This window comes from Candidatus Villigracilis saccharophilus (genome assembly GCF_016711665.1).
Map to the genome: position 1 here is coordinate 19,182 of NZ_JADJSO010000068.1, position 17,234 is coordinate 36,415.

19 protein-coding genes are annotated in these 17,234 nt (G+C 46.8%); 2 read left to right on the forward strand and 17 right to left on the reverse strand.

What is annotated here, in order from left to right; all coding sequences use genetic code 11:
• Positions 1-169 precede the first annotated feature (169 nt).
• From nadE to IPL17_RS21585, 13 genes are all read right to left on the reverse strand, one after another.
• A complete protein-coding gene (gene nadE, locus IPL17_RS21525; RefSeq protein ID WP_345309145.1) occupies positions 170-1,708 on the reverse strand; it encodes an NAD(+) synthase in 1,539 nt (512 codons plus the stop codon).
• A gap of 16 nt (positions 1,709-1,724) precedes the next feature.
• Entirely contained in the window at positions 1,725-2,618 is an 894-nt protein-coding gene (locus IPL17_RS21530) for a pyruvate kinase (protein ID WP_345309146.1), read from the reverse strand.
• Positions 2,619-2,663: 45 nt separating this feature from the next.
• Complete coding sequence (locus IPL17_RS21535; protein WP_345309147.1) at positions 2,664-3,650, reverse strand: zinc ribbon domain-containing protein; 987 nt, start codon at positions 3,648-3,650, stop codon at positions 2,664-2,666.
• A 17-nt stretch (positions 3,651-3,667) separates the two neighbouring features.
• Positions 3,668-4,219: a hypothetical protein gene (locus IPL17_RS21540; protein ID WP_345309148.1), complete on the reverse strand. Its 552-nt coding sequence runs from the start codon at positions 4,217-4,219 to the stop codon at positions 3,668-3,670.
• Positions 4,220-4,328: 109 nt separating this feature from the next.
• Complete coding sequence (locus IPL17_RS21545) at positions 4,329-4,472, reverse strand: hypothetical protein (protein WP_345309149.1); 144 nt, start codon at positions 4,470-4,472, stop codon at positions 4,329-4,331.
• An 86-nt stretch (positions 4,473-4,558) separates the two neighbouring features.
• Positions 4,559-5,365, reverse strand: coding sequence for a 4Fe-4S binding protein (locus tag IPL17_RS21550; RefSeq protein WP_345309150.1), 807 nt, complete (start codon positions 5,363-5,365; stop codon positions 4,559-4,561).
• A 493-nt stretch (positions 5,366-5,858) separates the two neighbouring features.
• The gene (locus tag IPL17_RS21555; protein WP_345309151.1) at positions 5,859-6,287 is read right to left on the reverse strand and encodes a hypothetical protein; all 429 of its coding nucleotides are present in this window, start codon (positions 6,285-6,287) and stop codon (positions 5,859-5,861) included.
• Between the two features lie 17 nt (positions 6,288-6,304).
• Positions 6,305-6,925: a DUF3267 domain-containing protein gene (locus tag IPL17_RS21560; RefSeq protein WP_345309152.1), complete on the reverse strand. Its 621-nt coding sequence runs from the start codon at positions 6,923-6,925 to the stop codon at positions 6,305-6,307.
• Between the two features lie 327 nt (positions 6,926-7,252).
• Positions 7,253-8,092, reverse strand: a complete 840-nt coding sequence (locus tag IPL17_RS21565; RefSeq protein ID WP_345309153.1) for an SDR family NAD(P)-dependent oxidoreductase — start codon at positions 8,090-8,092, stop codon at positions 7,253-7,255.
• Positions 8,093-8,343: 251 nt separating this feature from the next.
• Positions 8,344-8,946, reverse strand: coding sequence for a hypothetical protein (locus tag IPL17_RS21570; protein WP_345309154.1), 603 nt, complete (start codon positions 8,944-8,946; stop codon positions 8,344-8,346).
• A 206-nt stretch (positions 8,947-9,152) separates the two neighbouring features.
• Positions 9,153-9,848 (reverse strand): hypothetical protein, encoded by a 696-nt coding sequence (locus IPL17_RS21575; RefSeq protein WP_345309155.1) that lies wholly within the window; start codon positions 9,846-9,848, stop codon positions 9,153-9,155.
• A gap of 218 nt (positions 9,849-10,066) precedes the next feature.
• Positions 10,067-10,564 carry a hypothetical protein gene (locus IPL17_RS21580; protein ID WP_345309156.1) on the reverse strand — a complete coding sequence of 166 codons (498 nt, stop codon included), beginning with the start codon at positions 10,562-10,564 and terminating at the stop codon, positions 10,067-10,069.
• Positions 10,565-10,756: 192 nt separating this feature from the next.
• Complete coding sequence (locus tag IPL17_RS21585; RefSeq protein WP_345309157.1) at positions 10,757-11,341, reverse strand: hypothetical protein; 585 nt, start codon at positions 11,339-11,341, stop codon at positions 10,757-10,759.
• A gap of 366 nt (positions 11,342-11,707) precedes the next feature.
• Between IPL17_RS21585 and IPL17_RS21590 the strand changes: the two genes are divergently transcribed.
• Positions 11,708-12,037 carry a hypothetical protein gene (locus tag IPL17_RS21590; protein ID WP_345309158.1) on the forward strand — a complete coding sequence of 110 codons (330 nt, stop codon included), beginning with the start codon at positions 11,708-11,710 and terminating at the stop codon, positions 12,035-12,037.
• On the forward strand, positions 12,015-13,217 hold the full coding sequence (locus IPL17_RS21595; RefSeq protein ID WP_345309159.1) for an ISKra4 family transposase: 1,203 nt from the start codon (positions 12,015-12,017) through the stop codon (positions 13,215-13,217). The genes IPL17_RS21590 and IPL17_RS21595 overlap by 23 nt, the downstream gene beginning before the upstream one ends.
• Here IPL17_RS21595 and IPL17_RS21600 read toward each other — a convergent pair.
• The 4 genes from IPL17_RS21600 to IPL17_RS21615 form a co-directional block, all read right to left on the reverse strand.
• Entirely contained in the window at positions 13,214-13,795 is a 582-nt protein-coding gene (locus tag IPL17_RS21600) for a hypothetical protein (protein ID WP_345309160.1), read from the reverse strand. The genes IPL17_RS21595 and IPL17_RS21600 overlap by 4 nt on opposite strands.
• Positions 13,796-14,231: 436 nt before the next feature.
• Entirely contained in the window at positions 14,232-15,056 is an 825-nt protein-coding gene (locus IPL17_RS21605; RefSeq protein ID WP_345309161.1) for a hypothetical protein, read from the reverse strand.
• A gap of 198 nt (positions 15,057-15,254) precedes the next feature.
• A complete protein-coding gene (locus tag IPL17_RS21610; RefSeq protein ID WP_345309162.1) occupies positions 15,255-15,992 on the reverse strand; it encodes a TraX family protein in 738 nt (245 codons plus the stop codon).
• A gap of 205 nt (positions 15,993-16,197) precedes the next feature.
• Entirely contained in the window at positions 16,198-17,211 is a 1,014-nt protein-coding gene (locus IPL17_RS21615; protein WP_345309163.1) for a S66 peptidase family protein, read from the reverse strand.
• Positions 17,212-17,234: the final 23 nt, after the last annotated feature.

Below are 17,234 nucleotides of genomic sequence, written 5' to 3' on the forward strand. Positions count from 1 at the left end.
ATCCTCACCCGCTCCCCTGCCCGCCTGCAATTTCAGATTAAAATCCGAAAGCCTGAGTTCAATGCCGCAGGTCAAAAAGAACGAAGGGAGAATCTCGCAAAAAATTCATCCTTCCGAATTCATCCTTCATCCTTTATTCTCCCTCTCTCCCCTGCCCCATGAAACGCCGTCATTTTCTCGTGATCGGCATCATCCTGCCCCGTCCAAACGACTTCGGGCTTATCTTCAAAACTACGCCCATTTGCCAGCGTTTATGCTCCGCCGCGCGCATGGCGGCGTTACTTTGCGAGTCAAGCACAAGCCTCTCGATCTCTGGCGCAAGCGTTTCGTACTCGAACGGATCCACCTGATCAGGTCTTAATTCTGCGCTTGGCTTTCTCTTCATCACGAACTCAGGAATGACCGTGCCTTCCCGATTGATCCATTTCGCAAGCGCGTACACTTCAGGTTTCGTCAGATCGCCCAGCGGACTGATCGCGCCTGCCATATCCCCATACAGGGTTGAATATCCCAAAGTTAGTTCGGTTTTATTGCTTGTGTTCAATAATAGCCCGCCAGTCTGGTTGACATAACTCATCAGGATGATCATCCTCAACCGTGCCTGGATATTTTCTCCGCCATTCCCGCCGCTTCGGTCCGGACCTAAAACCTGCTCAGCCGCCGAATGCATTTTCTCCAATTCGACCGTTTCAAAACCGATCCCCAGCCTTTGCGCCAGCTCGCGCGCAGACTCTGTCGAACGCGGGTCTGTGTATCTGGATGGAATGGCAACCCCCAGCACCCTTTCAGGTCCAGCCGCCTGCGCCGCGATCACAGCCGCAACCGACGAATCGATTCCGCCGGAAAGACCGATCACGATGCGTTTCTGTCCATTCTTATGGAAGAAATCATGAACGCCTAAAACCAACGCATTGAAGATTTCCTCTTCTTGCGGATGTGACTGATTAACGGGCTTGCTCTCTCCCTCTGGGAAATTCACAATCGAAACATCTTCCTTGAACAGCGGTGATTGATGCAGCACCTCCCCTGCCCCGGACAGCGCAAAACATCCGCCGTCAAAGATCAATTCGTCATTGCCACCGACAAGGTCAACAAACACGATTGGGTATCCCTGCCGGCGCGCGTGATACAGCCTGTTCTCCATCCCTCCCCTCTCATACGCTGCCGCAGACATGCAGATCAGCAGCTCCGCGCCCATCTGTTTCAGATCCGCGCCCGGATGAACGGGATATTGTTCATCCCACATATCTTCACAGATCAAGACGCCCAATTTACGCCCCGCGATCTCGATCGGCGGTAAAGTTTCCTTGCCAGGAATGAACCAGCGCGGTTCGTAGAAAACATCATATACCGGCAGGAGCTGTTTGATCTGCGCGATCCTCTTTTCGCCGTGCTGGATCAGATAAGCAATGTTATGCAATGCGGGGTGCTCAAGCCGGCTCTCTCCCGAAGGCGCAAATGACCCGACCAGCATGGGCGGCAATCCATTCGATTGATCCGCCAGGTCCTGCGTCGCCGCCTGCACCGCCTCCACAAAAGACGCATCATACAAAATATCGCGCGGCGGATATCCTGAAATGGTCATCTCGGGAAAAACGATCAGGTCGGGTTTTTGGCTTTGGACCGAACGCGCCGCGTCCAGAATGTGCGCAACATTCCCGCCTAAATCGCCAACAGTTGTGTTGATCTGTGCCAGCGCAAGTCTCATAATATATTCACCGACTTTACTTGCTGGAGTCCGCGATGGCATCCAGTAAATTTAATGCTTCGATCACAGAATCCCGTTTCAGGCAGACTTGATCGCCAAGCATGAACGTGCGGTATCCGATCTCCAGTAAAAACGCCGCATCCCCGATATCCGCGCTGACCGGGACGGGCTGCCACGCCAGCGAATCGAAAATACGGCTCGCGGCAATGGCGTTCTGATCGGCTTGAATGACCGTCTTCACCGCATCAATGATCATGTGCGGGCGCAGCACTTCCACATACAAGTCCCCGCGCGCCGCCATCAGGCGGCCATGCTGTGCGCCATGCTTCTTTGCAAAATCCAGCCCGCGTTGAGTTTCTATTTTCAAGACAACTTCCGCGCCTGGTAATAACCTCTTGACTTCCTCCACATCGTCTGCGGATTCCACATACGAGAGCATCACCTTGCTCATCCCCATTTCTTTCATTGCGTCCAGGTATGCTTTATCTGTGTCGGTGAGAGTGCCCTCTATTTCAAACGAAGGATGCATAATGTTGACAGACTCGCCCGGTCCGATCATGCGGCGCGGACCGTCCTCCAAAATAATTCTGTCGCCGTCAACTGCCGCGATGCGCGCGCGTTCATTGCCGTCTGAGAAATAGGCGTCCACAGGTGTGTTGACTTTTATTTTATGGCTCAGCCTGATCTCGGTGAACGGAGGCATGGCCGCACCGACCACGCGTAACTGCCGCCCTTTCAAGTCCACCCACACCGGCTGCTTATATTTTCCCAAAAGCTCCAACGCCTCGCGCGGACCAGTCTTGAGCGGCATGACCGTATTCAAACGGAATCCCGCCACAAGCGGATGTCGCGCAACTTCATCAAGGAATGCCGCGTAAGGCGGCGTGGTAACAATGGCGGATATTTTCATATATTTCCGTAGGGGCGGGCCGCGGCCCGCCCCTGTTAAGAATAATTACAGCTTCAAGGTTGTCCCGCAGAAACCACATTTGAACATCCCATCCGCGCGGACAGGGATCGGCGCGCCGCAGCGCGGGCAGATCATCTCGATCGGCTTGCTGACCTGCTCCACTTTGGCACTATCCTGCCTTGCGCGCATGTTCTCTTGAAAATCGCCAAAGTAACCCCATGAACGCGCCACCAGTCCCATGGCATAATCCACTGCGCGCTGTTCATCTTCAATATGGAATATCTTTTGTGCGCCGATGGCCTTTGACCATTGCGCGTCGATCTTGTCGCCTTTTTTGCCGCCGGGCCGGCGCAGGAACCAGGTGTTCCATTTCTGTGTCACCTTCTGCCACTCATCGATCGAATCAATGCCGCCTGTCAGCCAGTCCTTGATACCGCCGCCCTCTTCCTCACCCAGGTAATGCTTTACTTGCGCAGCCGGTATCTTGGCATGCATGTTGATGTCGCCGAACACAATTAGAAAAGGCGCTTCCTGCGCATTGGGAGTCTGTACATGCGTATTGACCCAATGCGCGAATAAGCCGTACGACTCAGGTGCATCCCCTCCCCCGCCCTCGCCATACAGGGCGCCGAGCAGTTGCTCAAGGTCATATCCGCTGGCGAAGGATGTGACTTGCAGCGGCCAGCGATCCACGCCGGCGTCTCCGATCGCGGCAAAACAAATTTCAGTATCGGGGCGGTATTGCGCCAGTGTGTTGAACAGCAAAGGCAAACGGTCGAATATCTCGGCCGGCCAGGACGACATGGAGCCCGTCACATCAATTGCCACGATCAACGGATTTGTGGATTCCGTGCTGACGATCTTCTTCGGGTCGATGATCTTTTCATTCGGTCCGCTTTTTCCCTGATACGTGCGCGGACCCGCGGCCTTTGCCCTCTCCGCCGAGGCAATGCGCGCAGGCGCCGCCGCGGGGCTGTATTGATATTTTGCCGAACCAGACCATCCGCTTGTGTCATCATCCCATGAATACATTTTGCGCTCCTTTGAGGTTATTCGACGATTGTCGTTAAAGCCAATGTTTCCAATCCAAATTCCTGGCGGAATCTTTCATCCAGCTTCTTCTCCTGGATGTAAAGCGCGCATCTTTCCTCGACCCAGGCCTGCCAGCCCTCGCCGCGCGCCATCATCGCCCGCACCATTGTCCCGTCCGCACGCACCTGCTCTTCGGACGGGATCAGCTCGACAGGCCGCAGGATGCGGTAGTCATTCCGCAGCAGATTCGCCACGTACGGATTATCCGTCACGAAGAGATCAATATCCCCAAATAGGTCCAGCACCAGCATCCGCCAGCGCGGACCGTCATCCAGATCAGGGACGGGGATCAAAGTGTAGTTGTCGCGTCCATACAGCGCGAGACGCAGCATGTCCTGGGTTTCTTCAAGGGTAAAGGGATTGCGCACATTGTAGCGGTTGGAAGAACCAATGCCGATATAGGCCTGGTCGGCATGCGCACAAAGCGCGCGTAAAACAACCGCCTGCCCAATATGAACAGGTTTCCAGCGCGCGATCATGCCGATCTTTTTGAAATGTTCGTCGGGCATTTGGCGATTATATCGTAATCAAATAATGTGGACGCGCCGTTTAATGACACAACCCCCAGTTCAAAAATTTGACTGGGGGTTGTAAATATACTTGCTCACTTCCAGCGGACTACTTCTTCGGAGGCGCGGGTTTCTCTTTCTTCTTCTTTTTCTTTTCCTTGTTCTTGCCTTGTTCCTTGTTTGCCATGGTTAGCTCCTTTCCAAGAGTCAATCCCGTTGACCCTTGAACAAAATGTGTTAAGTCTTCGCGCACAGCAAAGACGCCGACAAACTCTTTACATCAAGTCAAATTATACACCAGCCCTCTCGACGCGCAGCGTTCATCCTTCATCCTTTCCCCTACCATACTCCCGCTGCTTCCTTCACCATCTCGCGCGGATGTAACGTGATCGCATCTTTCTTACAACTTGCCCTGCATACCCCGCAGCCATAACAGGCCGTCGGGTCGATCATGACCTTCTTGTTATTGGAAGAATAGCGTATCGCGCCGTACTGGCATTGGCGCATGCACAGGCGGCAGCCATTGCACGCATCCATTGACACGCCCGCCACCCACTCCGCGCGGAACATGACCGGGTAATCCTTGCGCGCGTGCGTCATACGGTACGCCATGCAGTCCTGGTCGCAATTGCACAACCCGCCGATGAACGGTGTCTTGAACGTCCACACCGAATGCACCAGTCCCTCCTTATCAAGACCGCGGATAGACTCCAAGGCCTCTTCTTTGGAGAGGGTTTCAAGGCTGAACGAATCGTCGAGCGCGTCCATCAACTCCTGATCCATGGTCAAGCCGTAGCAGTAACGCGCGTTCATGTTGCCTGTTGTCACGCGCCGGCACACGCACGGCAGTCGCACCGCGCCCTGCACCATGTCGAAGATCTTTTCCACATCTTCCATCGGCACCACCTGGCCGTAATGATCCTGTTTTTGCATGTGGGTCAAGACCGGCTTTGCGAGTCTCATCAGCGGCGTCTTGCGGATTTTGTCCAATTGCTTAATGCTCTTCGGCACACGCTTGTCGAATCCGTTCAGGAACTCCGCCGCGTATTCGCGCCGCTTGTTTTGATCCAGCAGGTCTTTGGAGTAATTCTCCATGGTCAGATACCACTTCTCCCCTTCCCCGTGCTGAGTACAGAATTCACACATACGCGCCTCCTGATGGATTGCATGATGTCATTGCGAGGCGCTGCTCTTCGTCGCGGCAGCCTCACGTTCCGATCAGTATAGTCAATGCGTACTTAATCACCAAGTGACATTTCTCCCCCATTCATTTTTTACTGTCATCTTTTTAATCCACAGCGGAATTTCCGTTCGTCAGCAACAACCCATTCTGAAACGGGCGAAGGCGTATCTGGCTGTCTTCAGCATGTAACAAATAAACAACATAATCAAAAACAAAATTCCAACGCCGATCTTCCTCCTCCAATTGTGATCGCCTGCCCCGCATGCTTTTGTGGGGTCAATTGGGGGACATCGTACTCGAAGCAAAGCGAGTGGTAGGTGTCCGAAGGACGGAGGGGGCGCACACCTGCGCTAATCGGTGGGCGGTTTGTATTTTGAAAGACACTTTTGCGGTAAAGCATTGACACCTATGTTAAAGAATTTAGTCCTTTTTCGCTACATCAGGATTGTTAACTTCTTAATCGTGTTCCTTTGATATTTTTAGTTTCGTAAGCCATCGATACGAAATATACGCCAAAAAAGTCCCAACAAAAGTTGCAATAATGTCATTTGTATCAAAATAAAGGTTCTTGCTATTGACCTGAATAAATTCCCACGCGATAAGACCAAAAGTAGTAAAAGCAGAAACGAATAAATATATTTTATGCGCTTCTCTTTTATTTTCATTTTTGACTATTTTTTGCACAAAACTGGCGAGAATGAGAGGCATTGCATAGCCTGCTGCGATGTTTGGTGATACGCCTAGAAAGAATAGAAACAAAGAATTATTACTGGATATATTTTCGCGCGCCCATTGAGTTGAACTTAATAATGCTAACCCAAGCATGCCCATTAATGACAGTTGAATAGCAAACGACATCTTAAGATCCAAACCAGATTTATTCATAGTAGTTTCATCTAATTTTATATTTCGATATGTGTGTAGAAATAGGTTCTTTTCTCACTAGCATCATCAAAAGTAAAAATCCTTTGATGACGATTTAACCATAAATAATTAAGCATGGCAAAATCACCACTTGTTCCAGCGGTATGTAGCAATAAAACACCGATCAGATAGAAAGCATATTGCGGAAGAAATACAGCCCAGAGAACAAGGATGCTATTGATAACAATAAATGGGGCGATTGCAACCCATGTGAAGACAAACCTGTTCGCCACAAAATTATGAGCGATTGCATAGGCATACGCTTGACGGAGAGACGCGCCGAAACGAACATCTTTAGCCCCTGCGATTTTATAAATCAATGCATGAATCAGTTCGTGAATTGGCAAGAGCATAAAAAAGGAAAGGACGGCAAATCCAAACCTTGAAAACCACGCATCAAATGAATATTTTGATTGAAAGCCTATCCAAAACCAAACAATGAGAATTACAAGGGAAATGAGGTAGTGAAGGATGGTCACCCAGGATTTTCTTTTCCAGTAATATTCGTTGACAAAAGGGATTAAATCCTCATGCCCAAGTTCTACAAGAAGTTGGAATTTGGTGTTATTTTTTAAATCAGAAACGCTTGGTTGAGACATTATTCACTGTCCTATATATACGATTATTACTTTCTGAAAGAACCGCCCAACGAGACTGTCGAAAAACCGAATATTGAGAGTAAAGATTGAGACCAACATCGGCCAAACCCTGCAGGCAGCGGTGGATGAACAGGCTCAAACTAGGCTTAGATCAGCGCCCCGCACCCGCGGACTCCGCTCGCGAGCAGAAAAAAACTCCAAGCCAGATCCCTCCCAACCCGCAGTCTTCCCCTTTAGGGGACGCTACGCGGTCCGAAGGACAGAAGAGGTCCTATCTCTTGACAGCTGCTACTCATCGGTAGCTCGCTTTGATACGAAGCGAATGTTTTATGCTTCATTGACTGTAATAGGTCTTGGTTGCTTTCCGTCAATATCAGTAAAGCCATATTCTTTTGCGACTGCCGCTGCTACTAAGATTTGACCTGACCTTTGCATAACGTTGGGATCAGTAGCAAGCGCAGTAATCGCTCGCCCAATGAATTGCGGAGATTCTGAATTAGATAGATCGAAGAATTCTGCTGATTTCATCACGCTTTCTGTGCGCACCAGCCCAGGATAGATGCTAACAACTGCCACATGATACTCTCGCAATTCATGAGCCATTGCAGTCGCCATCCGATCATCAGCGGCTTTAGCGGCTGCATAGGAAACTCCTTTATCATCACGTTGTGCTGCGAAGAATGAGATGTTAACTATCAGCCCAGACTGTTGCGTAATCATGATGGGTGCGGCAAGGATACTGGCAACATAATGTGCTCGCACACCTGATTGAAATGCCTTATCCCATCGTGAAATTGGGGCAGTCCAAAATCCTTTCTCTTTCCAAAATTCTGTACCATCATTGAAGAATTCGTAACCGCCCCACACATTATTGACAAGAATATCTAAATGATTTTGTTCTGTTTGGATACGTTGGAACAGATCTCTCACTTCTTCATCTTCTAGATGGTCGCAACGAACTGCAATACCTTTGCCGCCTAGTTTGGTTATCTCTTCTGCTGTTTGATATATGGTGCCTGGCAAGGACACCGCCCCCTTGCCTTCTTCTACTGTTCGACCTGTAACATAAACGATGGCTCCTGCTTCACCTAATCCGAGAGCAATGCCTTTACCAACACCACGACTTGCGCCTGTGACAAGCGCAACTTTTCCTATTAGTGATTTCATAAATGAATGATTATCCTTCTGAGGATTTGAGAAAAACTAACGATTTGCGGGCTTGTTGGATACTGCCTTGCGGGCTAACGGTTTGCGCGGACCTGCGTGTGGGCGTGGACTCTGCTCGTGACCAGAAAAAACTCGAAGCCAGTGCCCTTCCTCCTCCAATTGTGATCTTCAATTGGGGGAGGTGTCCGAAGGACGGAGGGGGCGCACACCTGAGCTAATCGGTGGGCGGTTTTTCTTTATCAAAAAACTCTCTAAGGCACTATCTTCAAACTGTTAAAGAAATAATCGAAACCTTGCTCAAATTCACCTCCACGCTCTTTTTCAGCAACTGTAAAATTAATTCTGTATATTTGATTGTTGACTATAAAAACTATATATTTCGAGAACATTTGTGATGTAAAACCATTTCCATCTATACTGGTAAGAGGCTCAATTTGCAACTCTAATATAAAAGCGTCGTGCCCATCCATTTTAACTTTGTAATGATCTATTGGTTTTATCCACCAATTGTACTCATCATCTTGTGTGTATTCACTAAATAAAGTGTCGAGAGTTTGCCCAGATTTCACAGGCTGAATATCAATGCCAATTCTTCCTAAATCACTTGGGGTACCATGAGATTCATTAGGCGCACGAGTTGGCACGGTAGATATTCGTGGGTCTCCCATGCTAATAACTATAAAATCTGTATACTCAATTTCTTCGCTGAAAAGCCATGTGCTTGGATAATCAAATTCAATATGAATATTAGAAGATTTTGACGGCTTATAGTGAAGAAATGGTGGTGCGGGAGTGGAAACACCACAAGCAGAAAGAAAGAATATTATGAGAATTGCGGAAATGCATTTTTTCAATATAAAAAACCTTTTATTTCCAGAAAACACCATTCGCGAAATAACCGCCCAACTACATGTTCAGCAAGGATTATCGTACCCTCACGCGGAGCCCCGCCCCGCACCCGCGGACTCTGCTCGCGAGCAGGAAAAACCCGAAGCCACAGGATCTTCCTCCTCCAATTGTGATCTTCAATTGGGGGAGGTGCCGAAGGCGGAGGGCGCGGTCACCTCACGCTTTGTTGGCCTGTTTTTGGCTTGCCCGTGACCCAGCCTGCAAAAACACGCACACCGTTTAGGTTTGGTAATTCTACCAATTTATTTATTTGACCAGCCACTCCAAACAAACTCAAAAAATCTTGATAATCTGTAAGCCATTTATGTTCTTGACTAAAAGAATGAACAATCATCATGGCGTATTTGGCGTTAAATCGTTTGGCTTCAATAATTGCTGACGCTGTTCTGTGAAATAACTGATACCGAATGCGCGAAGGTGGTGGGCTTGCTAAACCTAAAACATCACATAAGAATTTAAGACGAATTTTTTTACCATTGGAATCATCTTTTAGCCAAGTCTCCAATGTTTCGCCGAAAGTTTCTGATACTTTTCCTTCCACAGTTATTGAGACCAATTGCTCATCTTTTGCACGAGCCAAAACAAATAAATCGTTTTGAGAAGGACGTTTTCCACCTGGTAAAACCACTTTATGTTCGGGAATCGCCAGCAGCATTTCTAATTTGTGCAAAATTGGATTGTCTGAATTGGTGAATAATTCTTGAAACTCTGGAGGAAACCCGTCTGATTTTTCCCAACACTCGGCAAGTTCTTTAGCAGAAAATCCTGAACGCCATTGCGTTTCTGGGTCTGCAAGAAATTGTCTCCAGTCGTCGGGGGATTTCGTAGGTACATATACACATTTCATTTTGGGTTTTCTCGCTGACTGAAAGGGGGACGGGCTAACGCTTTGCGCGGACTGGCGCTGGGGCGGGCGTGGACTATGCCTGGGCCAGAAAAAACTCGAAGCCAGATCCCTCCCAATCCGCAGTCTTCCCCTTTAGGGGAAGATGTCCGAAGGACAGAAGAGGTGTCCGAAGGACGGAGGGGGCACACACCTGCGCTAATCGGTGGGCGGCGTTGCTTTCACGATACTTTCTCTACGGACATGATTGTTGAAATTGGATCTGCATAATAAATAGCATAAACGGAATTTTTCTCGAAAAGATTTACAACATCCAGCAACATTCTAATCCGTGTTTCTTCAATGCACAGAAATAACACGCCTTTCACTTCTTGAAATTCCACTTTTCCATAAAGCCGTTTTACAGTTCCCAAACTATAAGTACTCCAATGTAACCAAGCCAGTGACGCACCAATAATTGTAAAGATAACGAGAAAAAATCCTGGGATTGCCAAAGATATTTCACTAAAAGGTTTTTTTGATACAAACAAAAACATCCCTGTAAAAAATAGCCCAACGACTTGAAAAATTGAAAACGACGTTACCGCGTAATTCATAACACGTTTCTTTTGGGCTTCACTGAGGTTGCCGTTTTTATTTGACAACAAATCTTGATAGTCAAATTTGAAAACTTCCATAAATTGATTTTGAACCGATGGTTGAGTTGATGTTATTTCCATTTCGAATCGCTTTCAACTTATTGTGAACTGCTTGCGGACAGCCGCCCAACCGTTTGCGCGGACCTGCGTGTGGGCGGGCATTGATTCTGCTCGGGAGCAGAGAAAAAACTAGAACCCAGATCCCTCTCAATCCGCAGTCTTCCCCTCTAGGGGAAGATGTCCGAAGGACAGAAGAGGTAACCTCACGCTTTGTTAACCTGCTTTTGATTTGGAAAAAGACTCTTGGAGAACAGATACAATTTTCTTTGCTTCTGACTCTTCAATCTCAAATCCAAAACGAACTGTTTTTGCGCCATAGTCAAAAGCAATCATGCCATTTTGCCCTGAAATATTCTTGAAAATTTTTATTGAAGCAAATAAGACAGGTTGCGGAGTGCTGCTGCGTAAACCACTAATACTTGGCGTGGAATACTCTAAGAATTTATTCCGATTGAAAATTTGACGAGAAATACGAAGGGTATCGTTTTTTACAATAATAATTTCTTTTCCAATAAATTGCCAGAGAAGGGAATAAATTATATAAGCGCCTAAACTGACTAAGAACAAAAGTATAAAAGCAAGAAACCCTATAAAAATCCACTTGCCATTATTACTGCCTAAACCGATTATTAATAGACTTGTAATAAAAACGACACTTCCTGTCATGAAAACCCACATTGCTAAACCTAAAACAAACCATATGATACGAAAGAAGTTTTTCTTGCTTGGCAAAACAATCTGGATACCATCATTTAACTGTTGAACTTTGTGACGAGGTTGTGTAGGTTTTATTGGCATATGAACTCCCGACCTTTTATAAATTTCCTTTTGTTTTGCACGGGCAGGCTAACCATTTGCGCGGACCGTGGCGCCCTGCACCCGCAGACTCTGCTCGCGAGCAGAAAAAACCCCGAAACCAAATCCCTCCCAACCCGCAGTCTTCCCCTCTAGGGGACGCTACGCGGTCCGTAGGACAGAAAAGAGCGAACACACTGCTGTTAATCGGTGGGCAGCTTTTGACTTTACACGACTCTATTATATAAACAAAATCACACTAGTTCAAATTTACTTTACTTAGGTGTGGTCTAAAGTTTCGGAAAAGGGAGTAAGATGGGGAAAAGGAAAAAAGGAGGCAGCTGATGAAAAAGGCAAAGCAGAAGAGGAATGGATAAACTGAGTGACGAGGTGATAGCAGGGACAAGCGCATGGCGTGAAAAACATCCGAAGGCAACGATGCGAGAAATCGAAGAAGAAGTGGATAAGCGGCTGTCGGTGATGCGAGCACGGATGATTGCAGACACAGCGATGAAGAGCGGGAGAACAGAATGGGAGTCGGGAGAAAAAGAAGCGGTGTGTCCGAAGTGCGGCGGAGAGTTGCTGAAGAAGGGGAAAAAGAAGAGGAAGTTGGAAACGCGGGAAGGACAAGAAATCGAGTTGGAGCGCGAGTACGGAATATGCCTGAAATGCGGGCATGGGATTTTTCCCCCTCGATGAAGAATTGGAATTGTTGCCGGGGAAGCTGACGCCGAAAGGGCATGAGCAGTTGGTAAGAGTATCCAGTTGGATGCCCTTCAGAAGGGCAGTAGAAATGTATGGAGAATTCACGGGGATCAAAGTGAGCAAGATTGTCAGTCAAAGGAACACGGAGAGAGCCGGGGCGGTGTATGAAGAAATACAAAAAGCAGAAGTAGAGTGGTTACAGAAAAAGATGCCGCGCGCAACAATTCACCCGGAGAAACTGCAGATCAGTGCGGATGGAGCGATGGTGCCTTTGCTGCATGGAGCGTGGGCAGAAGTAAGAACACTGGTAATCGGAGAAGTGCAACCTGCGGTGCGGGAAAAGGGAGAAATGGTGGTGCACACGCGGAATTTGAGTTATTTTTCGAGGAAAACGAGCTCAGCGGAGTTTGAAACAGCCAGTTTGGGAGAAATGCATCGGCGGGGAGTAGCAAATGCAAAAGCGGTGGCGGCGGTAATGGATGGGGCAGAATGGCTGCAAAGTTTCACGGACTATCATTGTCGGCGTGCAGTGCGCATCCTGGATTTTGCGCACGCAGCAGAACACATCAACCCGGTGGGCGAGTTTCTATATGGAGAACGTACGGAAGAAAGCAAGACCTGGTTGAAAGACCATCTGCATCAATTGAAACATGCAGGTCCAAAGAAATTGTTGCTGGAGATGCAGAAGTTGGAGAAGAAATATCCTGAGGAGAAGCCGATCACAGGCAACCATGCCTATTTGAAAAAGCGTGAAAGTCAAATCCAATACCCGACCTTTCAAGCCCAGGGTTGGCCGATCGGAAGCGGAATCGTTGAGAGTGGCAACAAGCTCGTGGTGGAAGCACGCTTGAAAGGTGCCGGGATGCATTGGGCGGAGCAGCATGTGAATCCGATGTTGGCTTTGCGGAATATCATCTGTTCCGATCGTTGGCAGGAAGAGTGGGCGAAGATCGAGGTGGGTATTCGGAAGCAGAAATTGAAGAAGCCTGATGTGGCTCCATCGAAAGTCATTACTGGCGATGAAGCGATACGCCTTATCCTTCAAGAGAAATTGAATTCAGGAGATCATTTACTGGATGCCGTTCTGGGTCCTAAAAAACCAAAACCCAATCCTTGGAAACAATTCAAATTCGGCAAGTCCCTTTACCAACGCCAGGATCCCCCGAAACTTTAGACCACACCCTTACTTCGATATTGTGGATATCTTTGCTGAATTTCTGAAAGAATTTGCTTTGCTTCTGCTTCATCAATTTCAGTACCAAAATTTACGGTTTTTGCTCCGTAATCAAAAGCGATAATGCCACCGCCCATGCCATAAAAACGTGAAGCCCTAGACCAACCGAACATATCGTTTGTGCTTACCGAAGCCGAAACCCGTAATGCCTTTATATGCTCGGATGAATATTCCTTTGGGAAAAGTCCAAAACCAAGTATAGAACGACTCGTAGTAATGCCACTATTTGATACATTGATTATTTCGCTTCCTGATAATTGCCAAAATAAAATATACATTGCATAGCCACCGCCGATTGTCCAGCCGCCGAGCCATGCAATCATAAAAAGACTTGCTCCCCCAAAACCTTTACCGCTGATTAAACTTCCTGCAACGGTAAATTCCCCAAATGCCCAACCAACAAGCCAGAAGCCAATAAATAGAATTTGAAACCACTGTTTTTGACTTGGGATAGTTATCCTAAAAGAATCTACTGTATCTTCTGTCGCATGTCTTGCTGAGTATGGCTTTATTGGCATGTTTTTCTCCCGTGATGTATTTTGAAGTTACTTTATTCTGCAAGGAACTGCCCAACTACGTGTTCAGCAAGGATTTTTGTATAACACCCCGCATGCGGAGTCCCACCCAGCGCAGACTTGCATAACATACGATCTCGCTCGAAACCTCACCATACCATTTCCACCGCCGATCTTCCTCCTCCAATTGTGATCGCCTGCCCCGCATGCTTTTGTGGGGTCAATTGGGGGACATCGTACCCGAAGCGACACTTGCACCGCACTGCGGTTTGTGCAGTGCAGGTGAGCGAGTGGCAGGTATCCCGCTTCGCGGGCGGAGGGGGCACCTCGCTCGTGATGATATGATTTCTGAGGACCTCCTCATGATGTTGCCATCTTTTTTCATACAAAAAACAGGGTTGTTTCTAACCACGTTTTGTTGAGCTGCAGCATAAGAACCTTAATTTGAGTTTCGATTTTTCATAACCATAAGAAGTACAACAATGCTCATTAACATCAAACTTAAACCACCAACAAATAGCCAACTACCCCAAGTTGTCCAATCGTAATCCTGCCAAGATAGAATTGAAGCAATTAGGATTAATAAAATTGAAAATCCTTGCGACTGGAGAATGAGGGTTGCGGCACTCCACCGCTTATCGAAGGCTATTCCAAGTCCGACAAGTCCAGGAAGTGCAAACATTGCGCCCATAACCCGTGCGGTTAACGGAGTTAATTTCCAGAACCATAGAGTAATCATCGTGCTTGGTTGTATAAATAGAAACAAGCTGACGATCAGTGTAACTGTGCCAAATAATCCCATAATCAGACGAGCCGTATATGGGATTATCGTGTCGGTATCACCTAAATTTCCTGTATCTTGATGGCGATTGCGAAGCCACACAAACAAGACGATAAAGGGTGTCGTGAAATACAAACCAGCCCACGCAAAAAATGAAATATGACTATGGTTAAATTTATCCCAATGCAAGATAGTAGCTATTCCTAATAGGGATGCGAAAGTTATTACAGGCAGGAAACCTACTTTGACTTGATGCCATTGTTTGCTCCGCAATACCCCTGCAAAGAAGTATATTCCGCCTGCGTAAGCAGAGCCTAACATCATGGCGGACATTGATGGCTGGATTTTCCAAGCGAATAACATTTCTGTCTTATCGGGGAATATGAACAAAATAATAAATGCAACTACAAGAAAGGGGATAACTAATGCTGCAACCCAGCGTGTTTCCAATAAAATTTGATTATCAAGATGATTTGTTTTCATATTTTCCTTCTTGTTAAAATATTATGCGTTTCATACGATCTCGCTCGAAATCTCACCCTGCCATTTCCACCGCCGATCTTCCTCCTCCAATTGTGATCGCCTGCCCCGCATGCTTTTGTGGGGTCAATTGGGGGACATCGTATCCGAAGCGACACTTGCACCGCACTGCGGTTTGTGCAGTGCAGGTGGGCGGTATTTTTAGAGTTTATTCAATCCAATCGCATGCCTTATGAAATATAAAATCCAAATGTGCAAAGGATAAAATGCGTAGAACAAGTATTTCAGACTATAACGCCCACGTTCGCCATTGTAAAGGATAATAAATGGCAAGGCGGCAATCATCATCCACTGGAACTCGAACTCCCAGAAATATTCAAGATTGGTAAGTCCCCATAAGAAAAACAGAATACACAAACCTGCATAAGCAAAATACAAAACGGTTTTTTTGTTGTAAAAGAAGTAAAAGACAATGAGCATTGCAAGCCCATTGTAGGACGCTTCTGTCAAAAGGCTGGCGAATGCTAACAACCCTGTCAAAGCGAACCCACTCCATTTTTTAAGTCCGATTTGTGCGCGCCCCCATTCAAAAGCGGCAACCATACTTACACCAACCGCAATTGATAAAAATATATTCTGCCCTACTGGAAAAAAGTGTTCAGGTTGATAAGCAGTTTGAACAATTTGGCTAATGATGAAATTTCCAACCTGCATGATTAACGCCCATACATATAATCGGATGATATATTGGCGGCGATTGCTTGTTTTGAAATAACTTTCTACTGCAAGAAAAAAGAAAATAGGGGCAACAATGCGTCCAGCATATTCGAGATAAAGCGGAAAATGATTTGGTAATATTTCACCCAAGTATCTGCCGAAATGCTCTGTGAACATCAGGATTAGAGCAATGATTTTGAGATGCAATCCATTTAATTTCACAAAAACTCCTACGATTGATTATTGAGCAACCGCCCAACGGTTTGCGCGGACCTGCGTGTGGGCTGGCGCAGACTCTGCTCGCGAGCAGGAAAAACCTCCAAGCCAGATCCCACCCAACCCGCAGTCTCCCCCTCTAAGGGAAGATGTACGTAAGACAGAAGGATCCTTTTCATCTATGCGCGCTCTGTTCGGTGCGTTCTTAATATTATTTTGTTGTAGCACTTTCTGTCAACTCAAACACTTTATTCTCACTATCCATATAGGCTCTTATTCCTATGGGTAATGGCAGCATTGTTTGATTATGACCAAAATCAACTTCAGCCAAGATGGGAAATTTATAATCAGCCAGTACATCAAGGATGGCTTCTCGAGGAGTTGGGTGCTCTATCTCATCAAAATACTGATTGACCCATATTAGCTTCCCAATAATCATCCCTGAAATGCGCTCTAATATGCCTAAATGCTTTAATCGAGCAAGATTTAGAGTAATGTCATAGAGTGTTTCACCAATTTCTTCCCAAAAGAGAATTGTCCCGTCAAACTCGGATAATCGGGGAAAGTATTTTGTGCCAGCTAAAGCAATAAGGCGGCGCAATACACCTCCGAACAATTTTCCTTCCGCAACGCCAGCTCGCCAGCATTCCCATTCAGTTAATTGCGGCAACACGCCAAGAGGACTTGGAACAGTTAACAAATTTACATACAAATTGTCAATTAGCTTTTGATGGGCGTGCGGTATCTTTTGGTAATATTCACCAAAGCCCTCTACAATTGTATTACCTTGAAATCCTATTAACCCGCATTTTGAATACATGGCAATGTGGTAAATGGTATTATCGCTCATCCCGATAAAAGGTTTTGGCGAATGTTGTATTAAGTCGTAATCTAATTTATCTATGACATGAATTGCTGAGAAGCCGCCTGACAAAGCGACAATCCCATGAATATCACGGTTCGCAAACATTTCGTTGATATCTGCTGCTTGTTCGGTTGGTGTTCCGGCAGACCACCAATGTTTTTGGCTAATTGTGCGTCCTTCCTTTATATGAAAGCCATACGATTGAAGCGTTTGCTTTCCAATTTCGTAGTTTTCTTTCCATGATGACAATAAAGGCAAAGATGAACCAACCAGCCCCAGCGTACTACCAGGTTTTAAGCAGGGTGGTTTAAGAACGGCTGGTGAGTTTGCAGAATTTGCAGGGGAATTTTTGGATATCATTTGCACCAAATAGAACTGTTCGA

Coding starts and splice junctions, on each gene's coding strand:
- IPL17_RS21575 (WP_345309155.1), bottom strand. CDS start 9,848: ATGAAATGTGTATATGTACCTACGAAATCCCCCGACGACTGGAGACAA.
- nadE (WP_345309145.1), bottom strand. CDS start 1,708: ATGAGACTTGCGCTGGCACAGATCAACACAACTGTTGGCGATTTAGGC.
- IPL17_RS21550 (WP_345309150.1), bottom strand. CDS start 5,365: ATGTGTGAATTCTGTACTCAGCACGGGGAAGGGGAGAAGTGGTATCTG.
- IPL17_RS21540 (WP_345309148.1), bottom strand. CDS start 4,219: ATGCCCGACGAACATTTCAAAAAGATCGGCATGATCGCGCGCTGGAAA.
- IPL17_RS21565 (WP_345309153.1), bottom strand. CDS start 8,092: ATGAAATCACTAATAGGAAAAGTTGCGCTTGTCACAGGCGCAAGTCGT.
- IPL17_RS21590 (WP_345309158.1), top strand. CDS start 11,708: ATGGATAAACTGAGTGACGAGGTGATAGCAGGGACAAGCGCATGGCGT.
- IPL17_RS21535 (WP_345309147.1), bottom strand. CDS start 3,650: ATGTATTCATGGGATGATGACACAAGCGGATGGTCTGGTTCGGCAAAA.
- IPL17_RS21615 (WP_345309163.1), bottom strand. CDS start 17,211: ATGATATCCAAAAATTCCCCTGCAAATTCTGCAAACTCACCAGCCGTT.
- IPL17_RS21560 (WP_345309152.1), bottom strand. CDS start 6,925: ATGTCTCAACCAAGCGTTTCTGATTTAAAAAATAACACCAAATTCCAA.
- IPL17_RS21555 (WP_345309151.1), bottom strand. CDS start 6,287: ATGAATAAATCTGGTTTGGATCTTAAGATGTCGTTTGCTATTCAACTG.
- IPL17_RS21600 (WP_345309160.1), bottom strand. CDS start 13,795: ATGCCAATAAAGCCATACTCAGCAAGACATGCGACAGAAGATACAGTA.
- IPL17_RS21595 (WP_345309159.1), top strand. CDS start 12,015: ATGGGATTTTTCCCCCTCGATGAAGAATTGGAATTGTTGCCGGGGAAG.
- IPL17_RS21585 (WP_345309157.1), bottom strand. CDS start 11,341: ATGCCAATAAAACCTACACAACCTCGTCACAAAGTTCAACAGTTAAAT.
- IPL17_RS21605 (WP_345309161.1), bottom strand. CDS start 15,056: ATGAAAACAAATCATCTTGATAATCAAATTTTATTGGAAACACGCTGG.
- IPL17_RS21580 (WP_345309156.1), bottom strand. CDS start 10,564: ATGGAAATAACATCAACTCAACCATCGGTTCAAAATCAATTTATGGAA.
- IPL17_RS21530 (WP_345309146.1), bottom strand. CDS start 2,618: ATGAAAATATCCGCCATTGTTACCACGCCGCCTTACGCGGCATTCCTT.